The organism is Actinomycetospora sp. CA-084318 (genome assembly GCF_050955885.1).
In the GTDB taxonomy this organism is placed as follows: domain Bacteria; phylum Actinomycetota; class Actinomycetes; order Mycobacteriales; family Pseudonocardiaceae; genus Actinomycetospora.
This window is the reverse complement of the sequence record NZ_CP192098.1, coordinates 2653342-2672552: the sequence shown is the minus strand read 5'-3', so window position 1 is coordinate 2672552 and position 19211 is coordinate 2653342. Positions and strand designations below refer to the sequence as shown.

General features: G+C 74.1%; 20 protein-coding genes. 5 read left to right on the top strand and 15 right to left on the bottom strand.

The features are described from left to right. Window positions 1–18 precede the first annotated feature (18 nt). From ACQPYX_RS13015 to ACQPYX_RS12975, 9 genes are all read right to left on the bottom strand, one after another. Window positions 19–708, bottom strand: a complete 690-nt coding sequence (locus tag ACQPYX_RS13015; protein WP_433803331.1) for a response regulator — start codon at window positions 706–708, stop codon at window positions 19–21. Beyond that, window positions 705–3362 (bottom strand): DUF4118 domain-containing protein, encoded by a 2658-nt coding sequence (locus ACQPYX_RS13010; protein WP_433803330.1) that lies wholly within the window; start codon window positions 3360–3362, stop codon window positions 705–707. The genes ACQPYX_RS13015 and ACQPYX_RS13010 overlap by 4 nt, the downstream gene beginning before the upstream one ends. A gap of 27 nt (window positions 3363–3389) precedes the next feature. After that, entirely contained in the window at window positions 3390–4082 is a 693-nt protein-coding gene (locus tag ACQPYX_RS13005) for a potassium-transporting ATPase subunit C (protein ID WP_433803329.1), read from the bottom strand. 4 nt (window positions 4083–4086) lie between these two features. Further along, entirely contained in the window at window positions 4087–6186 is a 2100-nt protein-coding gene (gene kdpB, locus ACQPYX_RS13000) for a potassium-transporting ATPase subunit KdpB (protein WP_433803328.1), read from the bottom strand. Next, window positions 6183–7886 carry a potassium-transporting ATPase subunit KdpA gene (gene kdpA, locus ACQPYX_RS12995; protein ID WP_433803327.1) on the bottom strand — a complete coding sequence of 568 codons (1704 nt, stop codon included), beginning with the start codon at window positions 7884–7886 and terminating at the stop codon, window positions 6183–6185. Before kdpA ends, kdpB begins: the two co-directional genes overlap by 4 nt. Next, the gene (gene kdpF / locus ACQPYX_RS12990) at window positions 7886–7981 is read right to left on the bottom strand and encodes a K(+)-transporting ATPase subunit F (RefSeq protein ID WP_179792835.1); all 96 of its coding nucleotides are present in this window, start codon (window positions 7979–7981) and stop codon (window positions 7886–7888) included. Before kdpF ends, kdpA begins: the two co-directional genes overlap by 1 nt. Next, window positions 7978–8118, bottom strand: coding sequence for a hypothetical protein (locus ACQPYX_RS12985; protein WP_433803326.1), 141 nt, complete (start codon window positions 8116–8118; stop codon window positions 7978–7980). Before ACQPYX_RS12985 ends, kdpF begins: the two co-directional genes overlap by 4 nt. A 229-nt stretch (window positions 8119–8347) precedes the next feature. After that, a complete protein-coding gene (locus tag ACQPYX_RS12980; RefSeq protein WP_433803325.1) occupies window positions 8348–8875 on the bottom strand; it encodes a GrpB family protein in 528 nt (175 codons plus the stop codon). Between the two features lie 12 nt (window positions 8876–8887). After that, the gene (locus ACQPYX_RS12975; protein WP_285597123.1) at window positions 8888–9310 is read right to left on the bottom strand and encodes a group I truncated hemoglobin; all 423 of its coding nucleotides are present in this window, start codon (window positions 9308–9310) and stop codon (window positions 8888–8890) included. Window positions 9311–9426: 116 nt separating this feature from the next. Between ACQPYX_RS12975 and ACQPYX_RS12970 the strand changes: the two genes are divergently transcribed. Both ACQPYX_RS12970 and ACQPYX_RS12965 read left to right on the top strand, forming a co-directional pair. Further along, window positions 9427–10212 carry an enoyl-CoA hydratase/isomerase family protein gene (locus ACQPYX_RS12970; protein WP_433803324.1) on the top strand — a complete coding sequence of 262 codons (786 nt, stop codon included), beginning with the start codon at window positions 9427–9429 and terminating at the stop codon, window positions 10210–10212. Between the two features lie 48 nt (window positions 10213–10260). After that, the gene (locus ACQPYX_RS12965; protein WP_433803323.1) at window positions 10261–10602 is read left to right on the top strand and encodes a hypothetical protein; all 342 of its coding nucleotides are present in this window, start codon (window positions 10261–10263) and stop codon (window positions 10600–10602) included. A gap of 6 nt (window positions 10603–10608) precedes the next feature. On the opposite strand, the gene ACQPYX_RS12960 is transcribed toward ACQPYX_RS12965, so the two are convergent. Both ACQPYX_RS12960 and ACQPYX_RS12955 read right to left on the bottom strand, forming a co-directional pair. Continuing rightward, window positions 10609–12105, bottom strand: coding sequence for a flavin-containing monooxygenase (locus ACQPYX_RS12960; RefSeq protein WP_433803322.1), 1497 nt, complete (start codon window positions 12103–12105; stop codon window positions 10609–10611). A gap of 5 nt (window positions 12106–12110) precedes the next feature. Then, window positions 12111–13043: an alpha/beta hydrolase gene (locus ACQPYX_RS12955; protein ID WP_433803321.1), complete on the bottom strand. Its 933-nt coding sequence runs from the start codon at window positions 13041–13043 to the stop codon at window positions 12111–12113. 146 nt (window positions 13044–13189) lie between these two features. Here ACQPYX_RS12955 and ACQPYX_RS12950 point away from each other — a divergent pair, with 146 nt between their 5' ends. After that, window positions 13190–14458 carry a PucR family transcriptional regulator gene (locus ACQPYX_RS12950; protein WP_433803320.1) on the top strand — a complete coding sequence of 423 codons (1269 nt, stop codon included), beginning with the start codon at window positions 13190–13192 and terminating at the stop codon, window positions 14456–14458. 26 nt (window positions 14459–14484) lie between these two features. Further along, on the top strand, window positions 14485–16230 hold the full coding sequence (locus tag ACQPYX_RS12945) for an acyl-CoA dehydrogenase (RefSeq protein WP_433803319.1): 1746 nt from the start codon (window positions 14485–14487) through the stop codon (window positions 16228–16230). Here the strand turns inward: ACQPYX_RS12945 and ACQPYX_RS12940 are convergent. The 3 genes from ACQPYX_RS12940 to ACQPYX_RS12930 form a co-directional block, all read right to left on the bottom strand. Then, the gene (locus ACQPYX_RS12940) at window positions 16143–16571 is read right to left on the bottom strand and encodes a tetratricopeptide repeat protein (protein ID WP_433803318.1); all 429 of its coding nucleotides are present in this window, start codon (window positions 16569–16571) and stop codon (window positions 16143–16145) included. The genes ACQPYX_RS12945 and ACQPYX_RS12940 overlap by 88 nt on opposite strands. Beyond that, window positions 16568–16747, bottom strand: coding sequence for a hypothetical protein (locus ACQPYX_RS12935; protein ID WP_433803317.1), 180 nt, complete (start codon window positions 16745–16747; stop codon window positions 16568–16570). Before ACQPYX_RS12935 ends, ACQPYX_RS12940 begins: the two co-directional genes overlap by 4 nt. Window positions 16748–16886: 139 nt before the next feature. Then, on the bottom strand, window positions 16887–17195 hold the full coding sequence (locus tag ACQPYX_RS12930; RefSeq protein WP_433803316.1) for a tetratricopeptide repeat protein: 309 nt from the start codon (window positions 17193–17195) through the stop codon (window positions 16887–16889). 115 nt (window positions 17196–17310) lie between these two features. Between ACQPYX_RS12930 and ACQPYX_RS12925 the strand changes: the two genes are divergently transcribed. Further along, on the top strand, window positions 17311–18591 hold the full coding sequence (locus ACQPYX_RS12925) for an acetyl-CoA hydrolase/transferase family protein (RefSeq protein WP_433803315.1): 1281 nt from the start codon (window positions 17311–17313) through the stop codon (window positions 18589–18591). Window position 18592: 1 nt separating this feature from the next. Here the strand turns inward: ACQPYX_RS12925 and ACQPYX_RS12920 are convergent, their stop codons facing one another. Further along, window positions 18593–19189, bottom strand: coding sequence for a TetR/AcrR family transcriptional regulator (locus tag ACQPYX_RS12920; RefSeq protein WP_433803314.1), 597 nt, complete (start codon window positions 19187–19189; stop codon window positions 18593–18595). Window positions 19190–19211: the final 22 nt, after the last annotated feature.

Here is a 19211-nt window from a genome sequence, read left to right as displayed (position 1 = left end):
GCAGGCTCCGGGAACGGTTCAGCCCGTCGGTTCGAACCGGTAGCCCCGTCCGGGCTCGGTGATGAGGTAGCGCGGCCGGGAGGGCTCGGGCTCGAGCTTGCGCCGCAGGTGCCCGAGGTACACGCGCAGGTAGTGCCCCTCGGTGCCGTACTGCGGGCCCCACACCTCCTGCAGCAACTGCTGCTGCGTGACGAGCATCCCCGGGTGGCGCACCAGGTGCTCCAGCACGCCCCACTCCGTCGGCGACAGGTGCACCTCCGCCCCGCCGCGCACCACCTTCTTCGCGACGAGGTCCACCTCGAAGTCGGGCGTGGTGACCCGCGGCTCCCCCTCCCCGGGCACGGTGGCCGCTCGGCGCACCGCTGCCCGGATGCGCGCGAGCAGCTCCGGCATGCCGAACGGCTTGGTCACGTAGTCGTCGGCGCCACCGTCGAGGGCGGCCACCTTGTCGCTCGCGTCGGTGCGGGCGGACAGCACGATCACCGGCATCGCGCTCCACCCGCGGATGCCCTCGAGCACCTCGAGGCCCGGGATGTCGGGCAGGCCGAGGTCGAGCACCACGACGTCGGGCGCCGGTCGGTCGGCGGCCGCGCGCAGCGCGCCCGCCCCGGTGGCCACCGGCACCACGGTGTGGCCGTGCGCGGTCAGGTTGATCCGCAGGGTGCGCAGCAGGTGGGGGTCGTCGTCGACGACCAGGACGCGGCTCACGAGGCGGCTCCTGCCACGACGGGCCGCACCGTGCGCGACGCCTGCGCCCGGGGCAACGAGAGCACCATCGTCAGCCCGCCGCCCGGCGTCTCCTCCGGCTCGAGCGTGCCGCCCATCGCCTTCGCGAAGCCCCGCGCCACGTGCAGCCCGAGTCCGAGTCCGCCCGCCGTGCCGGACGAGTCGTGGTCGCCGAGGTGCTGGAAGGCGGTGAACATCTCGGCGTCGCGGGCCACGCCCGGCCCCCGGTCGACCACCCGCAGCTCCACCCGGTCGGCGTGGGCGCTGGTCCGCAGGGACACCGGCCCGTCGCCCCCGTGGCGCACCGCGTTGTCCACGAGGTTGGCCACGATGCGCTCGGCCAGCCCGGGGTCGGCGACGACCTCGTCGGACTCCCCCGGCGGCGACGGCCGGATCTCCACGCGGTCGCGGACCTCGGCGGTCGGCAGGGCGGCGACGGCGGCATCGACGATCTCCGCCACGCCCACGGTGGTGCGGTGCGGGGTCACCGCGCCGGTGGCCAGCCGGGAGGAGTCGAGCAGGTTGTCGACGAGCGCGACCAGCCGGTCGCCGGACTCCTCCACGGTGGCGAGCAGCTCCTCGCGGTCGCCGGGGTCGAGCGCCAGCTCGGGGTCGCGCAGGCTCGACACCGCGGCCTTGATCGCCGAGAGCGGCGTCCGGAGGTCGTGTCCCACCGCGGAGAGCAGCGCCGTCCGCAGACCGCTCGCCTCCGCCCGCCGGGCCGCGTCGACCGCCTCCGCGCTGATCCGCCGGTTGCGCAGCGCGAGCAGGGCCGGGCCCGCGACCGCGGCGAACAGCCGGTTCTCCGCCGCGGTGAGGGTGCGCCCGCACCCGACGAGGTGCGAACCCTCGTCGATCTCGACGTCGGCGTCCGCCTCGGCGGGGTCGCCGCCGCCCGGCACCGCGTCGTCGGGCGGTCCCTCCGGCGTCCGCGCGATCACCGCCCACGACGACTTCGGGCCCCGCTCCAGCACGGCGACCGAGGTGAACCCGAACGCCTCGCGCACCCGCTCGAGCAGCCGCGGCAGCGGGTCCGACCGGGAGATGACCACCCGCGCGAACGACGCGAGGAGGGTGGCCTCGGCGCGGGCCTGCGCGGCCTGGGCGGCGCGCCGGTCGGCCCGGTCGACCACGGCGGCCACCAGCACGGCGATCAGCAGCATCATCGTCACCGCCACGAGGTCCTCGAAGCGGCCGACGGTGAAGGTGTAGAGCGGCGGGGTGAAGAAGAAGTTGAGCAGCGCCCCGCCGAACAGCGCGGCCACCACCGCGGGCACCAGGCCGCCGATGATCGCGGTGAGCACCGTGGCGAGGAAGAACGCCACGGTGTCGGTGGAGAGCCCGACCGCGGGGAACAACCACCCGAAGCAGGTGGCCAGAATCGGCAGCACGATCGCCGCGGGCCAGCCACGGGCCGCCCGTCGGCCGCGCACCAGCTGCCCGAGCCGCGGCCACCGGCGGGCGTCGTCGTCCTGCCCGTCGTCCCGGGTCTCGACGTGCGAGACGAGGTGCACGTCGATCGGGCCGGACGCCGCGACGGCACGGGCCCCGATGCCGGGGTCGACGAGCCGGGCCAGGCGCGAGCGGCGGGACGTGCCGAGGACGAGCTGCGTGGCGTTGGCGCCGCGGGCGAAGTCGAGCAGCGCCGTGGCGACGTCGTCGCCGACCACCGTGTGGAACGAGGCCCCGACCTCCTTCGCGAGCCGGCGCAGGTCGCGCCAGCGGCCCGTGTCCCGCGTGGCCACGCCGTCACCGCGCAGCACCTGCACGCACAGCAGGTCGGCCGCCCCCGCGCGCCGGGCGATCCGCGCGGCGCGGCGCAGCACCGTGAGGCTCTCCGGCCCACCGGTCACCGCCACGACCACCCGCTCGCGGGCCTCCCACACCTCGTCGATCTGCTCGTCGGCCCGGTAGCGCCGCAGCGCGACGTCCACCTGGTCGGCGACCCAGAGCAGGGCGAGCTCGCGCAGCGCGATGAGGTTCCCGGTGCGGAAGTAGTGCGCCAGGGATGCGTCGATCCGCTCCGCCGGGTAGACGTTGCCGTGCGCCAGCCGCCGGCGCAGCGCCTCCGGGGTGATGTCGACGAGCTCCACCTGCTCGGCGGCGCGGACCACCTCGTCGGGCACCGTCTCCTGCTGCCGCGTGCCGGTGATCCGCTCCACGACGTCGTGCAGCGACTCCAGGTGCTGCACGTTCACCGTCGAGATGACGTCGATGCCCGCCGCGAGGATCTCCTCGACGTCGGAGTAGCGCCGCGCGTGCCGGCTGCCCGGCGCGTTGGTGTGCGCCAGCTCGTCGACCACGACGACCTCGGGCGCGCGGGCGAGCACGGCCTCCACGTCGAGCTCGGCGAGCGTGGTGCCCCGGTGCGTGACGGTCCGCCGCGGCAGGACCTCCAGCCCCTCGAGCAGATCGGCGGTGCGGGCCCGCCCGTGCGTCTCGACGAGCCCCACGACGACGTCGGTCCCCCGGTCGAGCCGCCGCCGCGCCTCGCAGAGCGCCGCGTAGGTCTTCCCGACGCCCGGCGCCGCCCCGAGGTGGATCCGCAGCTCACCCCGAGTGGGGTCGCTGCGCACCGACTCCCGGCCCGCGGGCCGGGGGTCGTCGCGCTGCGCGGTGTCCTCCACGTCGTCCATTGTGGCGCGACCCCCCGACAACGTCGGTTACCGCAGCCCCGGACGGGCGGCCACGAGCGCCGCGTTCAGCTCGGTCGTGTTCACCGTCGGCTCCCCCAGCACCCCGAGGGCGCGCCCGTCGGTCGCGTCCGCGACCAGCTCGCGCACCTGCGCCACGGGCAGTCCGGTCACCCGGGCCACCCGGGGCACCTGCAGCGCGGCGTACTCCGGGCTGATGTCGGGGTCGAGGCCGGACGCGGAGGCGGTGACGGCGTCGTCGGGAACCCGCGCGGGCGTGACGCCCTCGCGGGCCGCGATCGCGGTCCGGCGTTCCGCGACGGCCTTCGCGAGGTCCAACGCCGTGGTGGCGAGGTTCGAGCCGCCGGAGGTCGACGGGTCGGCCGGGCCGAGCCCCGCCGTGGCGGTCTCCGGGGCCGAGGCCGAGGGCCGGAGGTGGAACCACGGGTCGGCGGCGGGGTCCGCCGGGACCGGGTCGATCCCGATCAGCGTCGAGGCGCCGGACGCCGTCACCGACCCCTCGGCCGGCCCGGACAGCCCGGGCACCCGGCTGATCCCCCAGACCACCGCGGGGTAGACGACCCCGAGCAGGAGCGTCGCGACGAGCATGAGGCGGACCGCCGGTCCGAGCTGGCGCACCAGCCCCCGCAGGACGGGGGTCCGGGGCACCTCCTCGGGCGCGTCGGGGAGGTTGTCGGGGGTCTGGTCCAGTGTGCTGGTCATGAGGTCACCCGATCCCCGGGATCAGCCGGACGACGAGGTCGATGAGGGGGATGGCGAGGAACGGCACGATCACGCCGCCGACGCCGTAGATCAGCAGGTTGCGGCGCAGCATCTGCTCGGAGCTCACGGGCCGGAAGCGGACGCCGCGCAGGGCCAGCGGGATGAGCGCGATGATGATCAGCGCGTTGAACACGACGGCGGAGAGGATCGCCGACTGCGGGGTCGCGAGGCCCATGACGTTGAGCAGGCCGAGCTGCGGGTACAGCGCGGCGAACATCGCGGGCAGGATCGCGAAGTACTTCGCGAGGTCGTTGGCCACCGAGAACGTGGTGAGCGCGCCGCGGGTGACCAGCAGCTGCTTGCCCACCTCGACGATGCCGATGAGCTTGGTCGGGTCGGAGTCCAGGTCGACCATCGACCCGGCCTCCTTGGCCGCCGTCGTCCCGGTGTTCATCGCGACGCCGACGTCGGCCTGCGCGAGCGCGGGCGCGTCGTTGGTGCCGTCCCCGGTCATGGCGACGAGCCGCCCGCCGCGCTGCTCGCGTCGGATCAGCGCGAGCTTGTCCTCGGGCGTCGCCTCGGCGAGCACCTCGTCCACGCCGGCCTGCTCGCCGATCGCCTTCGCCGTCACCGGGTTGTCGCCGGTGACCATCACGGTGCGGATGCCCATGGCCCGCAGGTCGGCGAAGCGCTCGGCGATCCCGGGCTTGACCACGTCGGAGAGCTCGATCGCCCCGCCCAACGTCGCGCGGGACGCTGCCACCTGCCCGCACACCAGCGGCGTGCCGCCGCGCGAGGAGATTTCCTCGGCGATCGCGCGGACCCGCTCGCCGTCGGCCGGGTCGACCCCGCCGTGCTCGTCGAGCCAGGCGAGCACCGAGGCCACGGCACCCTTCCGGACGGCGGTCGTGGTGCCGTCGGGTCCGGCGACGTCCACCCCGGACATCCGGGTCGTCGCGGAGAACGGTACGAACTCGGCGCGCGCCTCGTCGGCGGACGCCTCCGCGGGCAGGCCGAAGCGCTCCGCGCACAGCTCGACCACCGACCGCCCCTCGGGCGTCCCGTCGGCCAGCGAGGCGAGCCGGGCGAGCCGGGCGAGCTCGTCGTCGCCGACGCCGACCGGGTGCAGCGCGGTGGCGCGCCGGTTGCCGTAGGTGATGGTCCCGGTCTTGTCGAGCAGCAGCGTGGAGACGTCCCCGGCCGCCTCGACCGCGCGGCCGGACGTGGCGAGCACGTTGCGCTGCACGAGCCGGTCCATGCCGGCGATGCCGATGGCGGAGAGGAGCGCACCGATCGTCGTCGGGATGAGGCAGACCAGCAGGGCCACCAGCACGACGAGCGACTGCGGCCGGCCGGAGTAGACCGCCATCGGCTGCAGCGTCACCACGGCGAGCAGGAAGACGATCGTCAGGGCCGAGAGCAGGATCGACAACGCGATCTCGTTCGGCGTCTTCTGCCGCTGCGCGCCCTCGACCAGCGCGATCATGCGGTCGACGAAGGACTCCCCCGGCTTCGCGGTGACCTGCACGACGATGCGGTCGGAGAGCACCGTGGTGCCCCCGGTCACCGCGGACCGGTCGCCGCCGGACTCGCGGACCACCGGGGCGGACTCACCGGTGATGGCGGACTCGTCGACGGTGGCGATGCCCTCGACGACGTCGCCGTCACCGGGGATCGTCATGCCCGCCTCGACGACCACGCGGTCGCCCGGGCGCAGCTCGGTCGCCGGGACCTCGCTGCCGTCCTCGCGGCGCGCGACCGTCCCGGTGCGGGTGCGGCGCAGCGCGTCGGCCTGGGCCTTGCCGCGGCCCTCGGCGACGGCCTCGGCGAGGTTGGCGAACAGCACGGTGAACCAGAGCCAGACCGCGACCAGCCACGCGAACACGCTGGGCTCGACGATGGCCGCCACGGTGACGACGACCGAGCCGACCCACACCACGAACATGACCGGGTTGCGGAGCTGGACCCGCGGGTCGAACTTGCGCAGCGCGAGCGGGGTCGCCTCGAGCAGGGCCCGCGGCCGGAAGGCACCGGCCGGGACGGCCCGGCCGGAACCCTGCGGGGTGTCGGTGCCGGAGGGCGGGGTGAGGACCGAGGAGGTCATCGCGACGCTCCGTTCTGCGCGGAGACCTGGGCGGTCGCCGTCAGGCCCTCGGCGATCGGGCTCAGGGCCAGGGCGGGCAGGAAGGTGATGGCGCTGACGAGCACGACGGTCGCGGTGACGAGCCCCGCGAACAGCGGCGTGCCGGTCCGCAACGTGCCGGCGGACTCCGCGCGCCGCGGCTGTGCCGAGAGCAGACCCGCGAGGGCGAGGACGGCGAGGATCGGCAGGAAGCGGCCGAACAGCATCGCCGCGCCGAGCGCGATCTGGAAGAACGGCGAGGTGACGGTGAGCCCGCCGAACGCCGAGCCGTTGTTGTTGGCCGCCGACGCGAACGCGTAGAGGACCTCGGACAGACCGTGCGGACCGCTGTTGGTCATCGCGTCCGACGTCCCGGGCAGCACCACCGCCGCCCCCGTCCCGAGCAGCACCAGGGCGGGCATCACGAGCACGACGATCGCCGCGCACGTGACCTCGCGGCGCCCGAGCGACTTGCCGAGCAGCTCCGGGGTCCGCCCGACCATCAGGCCGGCGAGGAACACGGCGATGATCGCGATGACGAGGATCGAGTAGAGCCCGGTCCCCACGCCACCGGGGCTGAGCTCCCCGAACAGCATGTTGAGCAGGGTTCCGCCACCCCCGAACGCGGTGTAGGAGTCGTGCAGCGAGTTCACCGCGCCCGTGGACGTCCCCGTCGTGGTGTCGGCGAACAGGGCCGAGGACGGAATCCCGTACCGGGTCTCCTTGCCCTCCATCCCGCCGCCGGTCAAGGCGGGGGCGTGCGCCTCGGCCGCCCAGATCACCGCGAGCATCCCGCCCCACAGGGTCGCCATGACGGCGAGCAGCGAGACGCCCTGCCGCACGTCCCCGACCATCCGTCCGAACGTCCGGGTCAACGACACGGGGATCAGCAGGATGGCGAGGATCTCGAGCAGGTTGGACACGCCGTTCGGGTTCTCGAACGGGTGCGCCGAGTTGGCGTTGAGGATGCCGCCGCCGTTGGTGCCCAGCTCCTTGATCGCCTCCTGGGAGGCGACGGGCGCGATCGCCGCGGCGTGGGTGGAGCCGTCGGCCGCGGTCAGCGTGATCCCGGTGCGGAAGCTCATCACGACCCCGCACGCCACGAGCACGACGGCGAGGACGGTCGCGATCGGCGCGAGGACGCGGACGGTGCCGCGGACGATGTCCACCCAGGCGTTGCCGATGCGGCCGCTACGGGAGCGGACGAAGCCGCGGATCAGCGCGACCGCCACCGCCATGCCGACGGCCGCGGAAACGAAGTTCTGCACACCGAGGGCCGCCGCGTTCGCGACGTGGCCCATCGTCGTCTCGGGGACGTAGGACTGCCAGTTCGTGTTGGTCACGAACGAGATCGCGGTGTTGAACGCGACCGAGGGGTCGACCGCGCCCTTGCTCTCCCCCGCCGCGGTCGCGTCGAAGGGCAGGAAACCCTGCAGCCGCTGGATCAGGTAGGTCAGCACGACGCCGACGAAGGAGAAGGCCAGGATCGCGAGTGCGTAGGTGCCCGCGCGCTGGTCGGAGTCGGGGTCGACGCGGGTGACCCGGTAGATCGCCCGCTCGACGCGCCAGTGCTTCTCGGTGGTGTAGACGTGCGCCATCCAGTCGCCGAGGGGACGCCAGGCGGCCGCGACGAGCACCAGGAGGACGACCAGCTGCAGCAGCCCGGCTGCGGTGTCCGACATCAGAACCACTCGGGGCGCAGCAGGGACACGACGAGGTAGAGCAGCAGCGCGAGCGCCACGAGCCCGCCGACCACGTCGCCGGCCACCCCGCTCACAACCGCTCCAGCCCGCGCGCCGCGAGCACCAGGACCGCGAACATCACGATCACCAGGCCCACGTAGAGGAGGTCCGCCACGTCCGCCGTCCGTTCGGTGAGGGCGGCCCTCGGGGTGGGCCGCCGTGCGGACGCCACCCTGCGTCCGGCCCGACCCGGCTACGCGCGCGTTGACGCGTCGTTGACGCCCGCTCCGGTCCTCTTGACGGCCCGCGCACGGGGTCTGTGACCTTCCCGACGGCGGATGTGGCCGGTTCGCCGCGGCCCTCGCGTCGCGAGGTGTACACCACGCAGCCCGGCGAGCGCCCCGACCTGCCCCACGTCACCTTCGCGGGCCAGCGGGTCGGCGGACCAGCGGGCCAGCGGGTCAGCCCCGGAGCAGCGCCGTGATCACCGGGCCCTTGGCGCGGCGGTAGTCACCGAGATCGCCGTACTCCCCCGCCAGACCACGCCGCACGTCGGTGTACCGCCGCGCGGCCTGCGGGTCGCGGCGCAGCAGGTCGCGGAACCGGAGCACGGGCTCGACGGCCCCGTCGCCGACCCGCAGCAGGCGGACCTCGACGGCGGTCGGGCACGGTCCGTCGTCGGGAAGGGCGGGCCGGACCCAGAGGTGGGAACCGCGGGGCGACAGGTCGCGCGCCTCGAGCGCGACCTGCACCGCCTCGTCGTCGGGATCGTCGACGAGGACGAGCAGGTCGAGCCGTGGGAGGGCCGGCAGGCCGGGCACCGCGGTCGCCCCGACGTGGTGGACCTCCCCCACGCCGGCGAGGCGATCGGCCCAGCGCGCCGCCTCGTCGGGCCACCCGGGATCGGCCGGGACGAGCTCGACCCGCACCGGGCGCGGCCACGCGGCCGACGCCCGCTGCAGGTCGAGGTCCAGCGACTCCTCGCTCACGAGCTCACGAGCTCACGCGACGGCGGGCTCCAGCGTGCCGGCCTGCTCGACCTTCTGCTGCTGGGTGACCTCGGGCCGGTAGTGCTCGATGATCGCCATGAACTCCTTCGTCTCGGCCTCCGGGACGCCGAGGAAGCGCAGGGTCGCCTCGATCTCGTAGTACACGGCGTTGAACTGCTCGTCGGTGATGTGCAGCTTGGTGTGCGCCGCGATCATGTCGAGCCCCGGGTAGCACTTGGGTCCACCCGCCGCCTCGATGGACCAGGCCGTGACGAGGAACTTATACCCGGGCCCGTTGGCCGCGACGTGGTGCTCGGCGACGGCCGGGTTCGCGATGACCCCGGCGTTCTCGAAGAGCCGGTCGACCAGGACGTCGACCGCGCCCGCGATCGCATAGGTCCCGCCGAGACGCTCGAAGAGTGAGGTGCTGCTCATGTGGTGGTGGCCCCCGTCACGAGTCGTGTGGTGATCCACACCACTGTCGCACCCCAGTCGATCGCGCACAACCGCAGCCGTTGATCGCGTGGTCCCGCTCCGCGAAGCTGTCGGCCGTGCCGATCCGCGTCGCGACCGACCCCGACGACGAGCGCGTCCTCGTCATCACCATCGACCGCCCGGAGGCGCGCAACGCCCTCGATCCGGCGCACCAGCGCGACCTCGGCGCCGCCGTCGCCGACTTCGAGGCCGACGACGCCCGGCTCGTCGCCGTGCTCACCGGCGCCGGCGACACGACGTTCTCCGCGGGCGCCGACCTGAAGGCGCTGATCCCCGCGTACCGGGAGGCCGTCCGGGCGGGCGAGGACCCGCCGTGGAACTTCGGCGGGTTCACGGCCACCACGCGGCACAAGCCGCTGATCGCCGCCGTCAACGGGCACGCCCTGGCCGGTGGGCTGGAGATGGCGCTGGCCTGCGACATCCGGCTCTGCTCGCCGAACGCGACCTTCGGGCTGGCCGAGACGAAGTGGGCGATCATCCCCGGCGCCGGCGGCACCGTGCGGCTGCCCCGGGCCGTGCCGCTGGGCCTCGCGATGGAGATGATCCTGTCCGGGGAGCCGATCGACGCGGCCGAGGCGTACCGGTCCGGGCTGGTCAACCGCGTCGTCGAGCCGGCCGACCTGGTGCCCGCGGCCTGCGCGCTGGCCCGGTCGATCGCCGCGAAGGGTCCCCTCGCGGTGCGCGCCGCCCGCGAGCGGGTGCTCGACGGCCTGGGCCTGGACCACCCGACGGCGATGGCCCGCGAGCACGAGGCGTTCCTCGCCGTGATGCGGACCGACGACGCCGTCGAGGGCCCGGCGGCCTTCGCCGAGAAGCGTCCGCCGCGCTACCGGGGCGCCTGAGTAGTTCCCCGGTCCCGGGGCCGGGGCGGGCCGAGCAGGGTCTCCGGCATGCTCCTCGAGACCCGGCCCCGACCCGCCGTCGTGATCGCCTCCGCGGTGCACGCGGCCGTGCTGCTGGCCGCGGGCGGCCTCGTCGGGATGGTCGCGCTGCTGCCGATCGCCATGGCGGCGGACTCGTGCACGTCGTCGAGCAGCGCCCTGCTGTGCACCGGGCTCCCCCAGCTCGTCGCCCTGGTGCTGATCGGGCTGGGGGTGCTCGGCTCCGTGGTCGTCGCGGCGCTCGGTGCCCGCCGCGGAGGGTGGGGCGCCCTGGCCCACGCCCTCGGCGGCTGGCTCACCCTCGCGACGAGCCTCGTCCTCGCGGGGCTCGTCCTGCGGGCGTCGACGTGAGCGGACTCAGTCGTACTTCAGGGACCCGTCGTCGAGGTCGGCCGCGGGCAGCGTGTGCCGCTCCTCGGCGAACTCGTGCATGTGGGTCCACGGTGCGCGGTCGCCCTGCTTGAACATCTTGTCCTGCGAGCGCATGACGTACCCGGGGTTGAAGTTCTCCGGGTCCGACCAGGGCCGCAGCTCGACGTCCGGACCGGCCACCGGGGTCACCGAGCGCACCCCGAGCGAGTCCATGTGCTGCAGCAGCCGCGTCACCAGGTCCGAGATCAGGTCGGCCCGCAGCGTCCAGGAGTGCCGGAAGTACCCGAAGACGAAGGCCATGTTCGGCACGCCGTCGATCATGATCCCGCGCCAGGTGACCCGCTCCGAGAAGTCCACGGGCTCGCCGTCGACGGAGAACGCGACGTCGCCGAAGCAGGACAGGTTGAACCCGGTGGCCGTGACGATGATGTCGGCCTCGAGCTCCTCCCCGGACGCCAACCTGATGCCGGTCTCGGTGAACGTCTCGATCGTGTCGGTGACGACGGAGGCCTTGCCCTCCTTGATCGAGGCGAACATGTCGCCGTCGGGCAGCAGCGCGATCCGCTGCTGCCAGGGCCGGTAGGCCGGGTTGAAGTGCTTCTCGATGTCGAAGCCCTCGGGCAGGTGCGGCCGCATCTCGTCGAGCAGGTACTGCCGCGCGGTGTCCGGGTCCTCGGCCGAGAGCCGTGTCAGCTCGTTGAACTGCTCGATGTAGGTCCGGCGGAGGATCTCGTAGGTCCACTCCTCCGGGATGTCGAGGGCCCGGAGCTGGATCGCGAGCTCGTGGGTCTTCGGCGCCGCGATCATGAAGGTCGGCGTGCGCTGCAGCATCGTCACGTGCTCGGCCGTCTCGGCCATGGCCGGCACGACGGTGGCCGCGGTGGCCCCGGACCCGATGACGACGACCTTCTTGCCGGTCCAGTCCAGGTCCTGCGGCCAGCTCTGCGGGTGGAACACCTGGCCCGTGAAGCGCTCGCGCCCGGGGAACTCGGGCGTGTAGGGCTCGTCGTGCTTGTAGTAGCCCTGGCACATCCAGAGGAAGTGGCAGCTCAGCCGCACGGTCTCGCCGGTGTCCTCGCGGTGCACCTCGACGGTCCAGCGCGCGTCGTCGGACGACCAGCTCGTCGAGACCACCCGGTGCTGGTACCGGATGCGCTCCTTGAGGTGGTCCTCCTCGATCACCTCGTCGAGGTAGTTCAGGATCTCCTCGGAGGACGCGATCGACGGGCCGCGCCAGGGCTTGTGGCGGTAGCCGTAGGTGAACAGGTCGGAGTCCGAGCGGGCGCCGGGGTAGCGGTGGGTCCACCACGTCCCGCCGCGGTCGGGGTGGGCGTCGAGGAGGAGGAAGCTGCGCTCCGGGAAGTTCTCGCGCAGGTGGTGTCCGGCGCCGATGCCGGCGACCCCGGCACCGACGACGAGGACGTCGACGTGCTCGGTGGCGCCGCTGCCGGCGGTCTCGGGGCGGGTCTCGGTCACGGTCATCGTGCTCACCTCTCCAGGGCGGAACGCAGGGCGGCGACGGAGTCGTCCACCAGCCGGGCCCCCGACGGCGTCGCGCCGAGGGTCCAGAGGAAGCCGTGGATCATGCCGTCGTAGCGGGTGGTGGAGACCTGGCCGCCGGCCGCGCGCATCGACTCGGCGTAGGCCTCGCCCTCGTCGCGCAGCGGGTCGAACTCGGCGGTCGCGACGAAGGCGGGGGGCAGGTCGGCGAAGGACGCGGCGCGCGCGGGGAAGACCGTCTGGTCCTTGTCCGGGTCGGACGCGCCGAGGTAGTGGGCCCAGAACCACTGCATCGTCGCGCGCTGCAGGAGGTAGCCCTCGCCGTTCTCGGTGTGCGACGGCGTGGTGAACGCGAAGTCGGTCACCGGGTAGATCAGCAGCTGGAAGGCGATGGCGGGACCGCCGTGGTCGCGGGCGTGCAGGGAGACCGCCGCGGCCAGGTGCCCGCCCGCCGAGTCCCCGCCGACGGCGAGGCGGGACGGGTCGACGTTGAGCTCCTCGGCGTGCTCGGCGACCCACGCGGTCGCGGCGAAGCAGTCCTCGAAGGCCGCGGGCTGGGGGTGCTCGGGCGCGAGCCGGTAGTCCACCGAGACCACGACGACGTCGGCCGCGTTCGCGATGCTGCGGCACGGCCGGTCGACGGTCTCGAGGTCGCCGATCACCCAGCCGCCGCCGTGGAAGTACAGCAGGACGCCGCGGACCTTCTCGCCCTTCGGCACGTAGATCCGCACCGGGATGTCGCCGGCCGGGCCGGGGATCGCGCGGTTCGAGACGGTGCCGACCTCCTCCGCCGGGGGCTGCAGGTCGAGGAACGCGGCCGTCGCCTGGCGGGCCTGCGGCACGGTCATGCACTCGAAGGGCGGGCTGCCCATCTCGGCCAGCGCGTTCAACAGAGCCTGGGCCTCGGGGTGCAGGGGCACGGAATCTCCTCGTCTCGTCGGGACCTCCCACCGTGACCCGGGACACACCGCGACGCTTCGTCCCCGCGGGACGAACCGGGACCGCTGGTTCGTCCGCCCGCATGGGACTACGGTCGCGGTGGCGGGCGTCACAAGGTGGTGATCGGGTGCGGGAGCTCAACGGCACGCTGCCCCGTCCCGACGACGGGTCCGCCGCGGTCGCCGCGGTCGCCGCCGGTCTCGCCCGGCACCGCGACGAGATCAGTGCGGAGATCCGGGACCTGCTCGCCGCCCGGATCGACGAGCTGCGCGGTGATCCCGCGCTGATCGACCTGCTCGGGGCGAGCGTCGGCGGCAACGTCGAGACGATCCTGCACGTACTGGCGCACGGCCTGCCCCCGCGCGAGGTCGAGGCGCCGCCGGCCGCGGTGGAGTACGCACGGCGGCTCGCCCAGCGCGGGGTGCCGGTGAACGCGCTCGTCCGTGCGTACCGGCTCGGGCAGGCGCGCCTCATGGAGTGGGCGTTCACGTGCGTCGAGGCGGCCGTGGAGCGCGACGCGGTGGCCGCCGTGTCGCAGCACGTCGTGCTGACCGTCTTCGAGTACGTCGACCACGTCTCGCAGACCGTCGTCGCCGTGTACGAGGCGGAGCGCGACCGCTGGCTGGAGAACCGGCACGCCATCCGGGTCGCCCGCATCCGCGACGTGCTCGACCGGCGCGCGCCCTCCGGGCCCGACGAGCGCCGCGCGGTGGAGGCGGTCCTGGGGTACCGCTTCGGGCGCGACCACCTCGGACTGGTGCTCTGGCTCGACGAGCCCCCGACGGCGGGTCCGGCGCTGGTCGCGCTCGAACGCTGCGCCGACGCCCTGGCCCTGGCCCTCGAGGCGCAGGGCCGCGCCCTCGTCGTCCCCTGGGACACGACGAGCGCGTGGGTGTGGTTGCCGGGCGTCGTCGAGGTGTCCCGGGAGACGGTGGCAGCGGTGGTGCGCCGGGGCGGGGAACCGGTCCGCGTGGCGTGCGGGGCTCCGGCGGCCGACGTCGAGGGGTTCCGGGTGACCCACGAACAGGCGCTGCGGGCCCGGGCCGTGACGCTCGCGGCCGGCGAGGACGCCCCGGCCGTGACGCTGTTCGACGAGGTCGGGGCGGTCGCCCTGCTCTGCGCCGACCTCGACGGGGCCACGGCCTGGGTGAAGCGGGTGCTCGGTCCGCTCGCCGAGCCCGGGCAGACCCGCGCCCGGCTGCGCGAGACGTTGCGGGTCTTCCTCGCGACCGGCGGCAGCAACGCGGCCACCGCGACCCAGCTCGGGGTCCACCCGTCGACGGTCAAGTACCGGGTCCGCCGGGCGAAGGAGATCCGGGGCCGCCCGGTCGACGGCGACCGCCTCGACGTGGAACTCGCCCTCCTGGCGTGCGCCTGGCTGGGGGCGGGCCGGTAGGGCCCGGCGGGGCGCATGATGGACCGGTGACCTCCCGGATCCTCGACCGCGCCGACCTGGACTTCCTGCTGCACGACTGGCTGCGCGTCGGCGACCTGCTCGACCGCGCCCCCTTCGCGGAGCACGACCGCGAGACGATCGACGCCGTGCTCGACCTCGCCGAGCAGATCGCCACCGAGCGCTTCGAGCCGCACAACCGGGCCGCCGACCTCGCCGAGCCCCACCAGGGACCGGACGGGAAGGTCGTCCTCGTCGACGGGGTGCAGGAGGCGATCCGGGCGTTCGCCGAGGCCGGATTCCTCGCCGCCTCGGTCCCGGCCGAGCACGGCGGCACCGGGCTGCCGTTCACGGTCGCGCGCGCCGCGCTCGCGTGGTTCCAGGCCGCCAACATCGGCACGGCCTCCTACCCGTTCCTGACGACCGCCGCGGTCAACCTGCTCCTCGCCCACGGCACGCCGGAGCAGATCGAGGCGTGGGTGCCGGGCATGCTCGACGGCTCCACGTCCGGGACGATGTGCCTCTCCGAGCCCCAGGCCGGCTCCTCGCTCGCCGACATCACCACCCGCGCCGAGCCGCAGCCGGACGGCTCCTACCGGGTCGTCGGCACGAAGATGTGGATCTCCGGTGGCGAGCACGAGCTCACCGACAACATCATCCACCTCGTGCTGGCGAAGATCCCCGGAGGTCCGCCCGGGGTGAAGGGCATCAGCCTGATCGCGGTCCCGCGCATCCTCGACGACGGCACCCGCAACGACGTCGTCCTCGCCGGCCTGAACCACAAGATGGGCTACCGCGGCACCGTCAACACGCTGCTGAACTTCGGCGAGCGTGAGGGCGCCGTCGGCTGGCTCGTCGGCGCCGAGCACGGCGGGCTCGCCGCCATGTTCCACATGATGAACGAGGCGCGGGTGGGCGTCGGGATGGGCGCGACCGCCCTCGGCGTCACCGGCTACCTGCACTCCCTCGAGTACGCGCTCACCCGCACGCAGGGCCGCGCGGTCGGCGGCCGCGACGTCTCCACCCCGATGATCCCGATCGCGCAGCACCCCGACGTCAAGCGGATGCTGCTCGCGCAGAAGTCCTACGCCGAGGCCGGGATGGCGCTCGGGCTCTACTGCTCGCGGCTCGTCGACGAGAAGGACACCCATCCCGACGAGGAGGCCCGCGCGCGCGCCGCGCTGCTCCTGGACGTGCTGACCCCGGTCGCGAAGAGCTGGCCGTCCCAGTGGTGCCTCGCCGCCAACGACCTCGCGATCCAGGTGCTGGGCGGGTCGGGCTACACCCGCGACTTCCCCGTCGAGCAGTTCTACCGCGACAACCGGCTGAACCCGATCCACGAGGGCACGCACGGCATCCAGGCGATCGACCTGCTCGGCCGCAAGGCCGTCATGCGTGGCGGCGCCGGGCTCGACCTGCTGCTCTCCACCGTCCGCGACACCCTCGGCCGGGCCGGCGACCACCAGGAGTACGCCGCCGCCCTGGAGGCGGCGCTGGTGCGGATCGAGAAGACCACCGCCACCCTGCACGCGGCCGGCGACCCCGACGTCACGCTCGCCAACGCGAGCGTCTACCTGGAGGCCGTCGGCCACGTCGTCGCCGCGTGGATCTGGCTCGAGCAGCTGCTGGCGATCGGGGAGCGGGACGACGCGTTCGCCGCGGGCAAGCGCGCCGCCGCCCGGTACTTCTACCGGTTCGAGCTGCCCCGCACCGGCCCCTGGTTCGACCTGCTCGACTCGCTCGACACCACCACGCTGGAGTGGGACCCGAGCTGAGCCGCGCACCGCTCCAGCAGGAACGCCGCGTAGGCGTCCGCCGGGTGGTCGGCGAGCAGTCGGCGCAGGTGCGCCGCCGCCGGCCGCCACTGGGCGGAGGACATCAGGGCCTCCACCAGGAGCACCCGCGGCACCGGGCTCGAGAGGTCGTCCTCGACGACCGTCCCGAGCAACCGGGCCGCCTCGCCCCACTCCCCGCGCTCGCCGTGCGCCAACGCGGCACCCCACCCGTCGTCGGGATCGTTCCCGACGACGGGTGCCGCGGCCGGCGCGGAGGGCTCGGTCCGTCGCGCCTCCAGCGCCACGAACCGGCGCAGCGTCAGCTGCCCCACGCCGCTCACGACCGCATCCGCGCCGCGAGCACGACCACGTCTCCCAGCTCGTCGAGGTCGAGCTCCGCCGCGCACCACAGCCGCAGCCGCTCCGCCTCCTGCCGCGAATAGGGTCCGAAGCTCTCGATCCCGCCCGTCTGCGGGTCCGAGAGGACCACCACCCACGGCTCCCCCACCTGCGTCATCCCACTCCCTCGCCGTTGCTCGACGAGCCGGATATCGGGCGCCGACGGGCGAATGTCAGCGCCGTGACGCGGGACCCTCACATTGAGTAGTGCGCAACCGGAGTCGGCGTGTCGTTCACTCACACGGCCCAGTGACCCGCTAGGCACCAGCGCCGAGGGCGGCGGCGAGCCGCAACGGTCCCGTCGCCTCGTCGTGCCGGCCCTGCCGCTGCAGCGACCGGCCCAGCAGCAGGTGGGCGTAGCCGTCGTCTGGACGGTCGGCGACGAGCCGGCGGGCCTGCTCCTCGGCCCGGCCCAGCTGGGCGGAGTGGTAGTAGGCCCGCGCGAGCAGCAGTCGCGCCGCCGACGCCCCGGGCTCGGCCTCGACGAGGTCGGCGAGCACCCTCGCCGCGTCGATCCACTGGCCGAGCTCGGCGTGGAAGGTGGCCCGGTCCCACAGGGTCTGCATGGAGTCCTCCTCGGTCGCCCCGGGCGAACCGTCGCCGGTACCCGGTTGTTCCCGGCCGGTGAGACGGTGATCGCGACCGGCGATGGCGGACCGGTCGGCGGGGTACGCGCGGAGGGTGAGCGCACCGCTGTCCACCGACGAGGCCCGCGCCCTCCTGCGGGAGCTGGTCCCGCCGGGCGCCGACGTCATCGTGCCGATCGGCCAGGGCGAGCCGCAGACGCTGCTCGACCTGCTCGAGTCGGAGGCCGACACGCTCGAGCGGGTCCGGGTGCACCGCATGGACCCGTTCGTCGAGCGCCCGTACATCCGCGGCGAGTTCGGCGACCGGCTGCGCCACGTCGACTACTACCTCGGCCCGGGCTCACGCCATGCGTACCGCAACGGCACCTGCGACCTCGTCCCGAACCACTTCTCCGAGATGCCGCTGCTGCTGCGTCGGGCCACCCGGCGCAGTGTGGTGCTCGCCGCGGCCGCCGGTCCCGACGACGAGGGCCGGTTCAGCCTGGGCACGAACGCCGACTACGTGGCGTCGATGATCGGCGACGTGCCGTTCGTGCTCGAGGTCAGCTCGGCCATGCCGTTCACCCGCGGGGCGAACCTGCTGCGCCCCGACCAGGTCGCCGGCTGGATCGCCACCGACCGGGCGCTGCCGCCGGTCGCGCACCGCGACCCCTCCCCCGCCGACCACGCGATCGCCGGACTCGTGGCCGACCTGGTGCCCGACGGCGCGTGCCTGCAGATCGGTGTCGGCGGCACGCCGGGCGCGGTCACCGCGGCCCTCACCGGGCACCGCGACCTCGGCATCCACACCGAGTGCCTCGCGAGCGGCCTCGCCCACCTCGTCGACCTCGGCGTCGTCACGGGTGCGCGGAAGAAGCAACGTCCGGGCGAGCACGTCACCACGTTCTCGATCGGCGACGAGGCGATGCACCGCTGGCTGGACGGGCGCACCGACGTCGCGTTCCTGCCGGTGGAGTGGACCAACGACCCCCGCGTGGTCGCCGAGGAGCCGAACTTCGTGTCGATCAACGCGACCACCGAGGTCGACCTCCTGGGCCAGGCGGCCAGCGAGACGATCGGCGGCCGGTACTGGTCGTCCTCGGGCGGCCAGTCCGACTTCGCCCGCGGCGCCATGTACTCCGAGGGCGGCCGGGCCTTCCTCGTCACGCACGCCGCGACGTCCTCGGGCCGGTCGCGCATCCGCGCCCAGCTCACGGCCGGCAGCGTGGTCACGACGCTGAAGAACACCGTCGACCACGTGGTCACCGAGCACGGGGTCGCGTCGCTGCGCGGACGCTCGATCGCCGAGCGCGCCCGGGAACTGATCGCCATCGCCGCCCCGGAGCACCGCGACGAGCTGCGGCACGAGGCGAAGCGCTCCGAGCTGCTGCCGTAGGTCAGCCGCTCGCGCCGTCGATGAGCGCCCGTGCCGCCCGGCCGGCCCGGACCCCGGTCGGCTCGTCGGTGACCCGGTCGGCGGTGAGGAAGCCGTCGGCGTCGAGCGTCCCGTAGCCGTGCGCCAGGGCGACGACCTGCTCGGTCAGCCGGAGCCCCGCGTCCCCGGCGATCTCCCGCGCCGGGTCGAGGAACAGCGCCATGACCGTGCGGCCCGCCGCGGCGAGGTCGGCGTCGCGCGCCCCGCGCAGCGCGGGGGCGTAGACGACGTCGAACCCGGTGCGGTGCTCGGCGACGAACACGGCGTAGGCGCCGGCGGCCGCCGCCAGCCGCTCCCGGGGATCCTCGTCGGTCGCCGCCGCGGAGATCGCCGTGGCGAGCCGCTCCGCCGCCCGGGCGGCCACGGCGGCCAGGAACCCGTCGCGGTCGGTGAAGTGGCGGTACGGGGCCGCGGTGCTGACGCCCACGCGCCGGGCCACCTCCGCCACCGAGAACCCGGCCGGACCCGCCGTCGCGAGCTGCTCCAGCCCGGCGTCGAGCAACGCCGAGGGCAGGTCGCCGTGGTGGTAGCGACCCCGCCGGCGAGGGCCTCCGGGCATCGGTCCTCCAACCCATGTGAGA

What these genes read in the sequence shown, in the direction of transcription:
- ACQPYX_RS13010 (WP_433803330.1), bottom strand. Translation starts at nt 3,362, where the DNA reads ATGGACGACGTGGAGGACACCGCGCAGCGCGACGACCCCCGGCCCGCG.
- ACQPYX_RS13005 (WP_433803329.1), bottom strand. Translation starts at nt 4,082, where the DNA reads ATGACCAGCACACTGGACCAGACCCCCGACAACCTCCCCGACGCGCCC.
- kdpB (WP_433803328.1), bottom strand. Translation starts at nt 6,186, where the DNA reads ATGACCTCCTCGGTCCTCACCCCGCCCTCCGGCACCGACACCCCGCAG.
- kdpA (WP_433803327.1), bottom strand. Translation starts at nt 7,886, where the DNA reads ATGTCGGACACCGCAGCCGGGCTGCTGCAGCTGGTCGTCCTCCTGGTG.
- ACQPYX_RS12975 (WP_285597123.1), bottom strand. Translation starts at nt 9,310, where the DNA reads ATGAGCAGCACCTCACTCTTCGAGCGTCTCGGCGGGACCTATGCGATC.
- ACQPYX_RS12965 (WP_433803323.1), top strand. Translation starts at nt 10,261, where the DNA reads ATGCTCCTCGAGACCCGGCCCCGACCCGCCGTCGTGATCGCCTCCGCG.
- ACQPYX_RS12960 (WP_433803322.1), bottom strand. Translation starts at nt 12,105, where the DNA reads ATGACCGTGACCGAGACCCGCCCCGAGACCGCCGGCAGCGGCGCCACC.
- ACQPYX_RS12935 (WP_433803317.1), bottom strand. Translation starts at nt 16,747, where the DNA reads ATGACGCAGGTGGGGGAGCCGTGGGTGGTGGTCCTCTCGGACCCGCAG.
- ACQPYX_RS12930 (WP_433803316.1), bottom strand. Translation starts at nt 17,195, where the DNA reads ATGCAGACCCTGTGGGACCGGGCCACCTTCCACGCCGAGCTCGGCCAG.
- ACQPYX_RS12920 (WP_433803314.1), bottom strand. Translation starts at nt 19,189, where the DNA reads ATGCCCGGAGGCCCTCGCCGGCGGGGTCGCTACCACCACGGCGACCTG.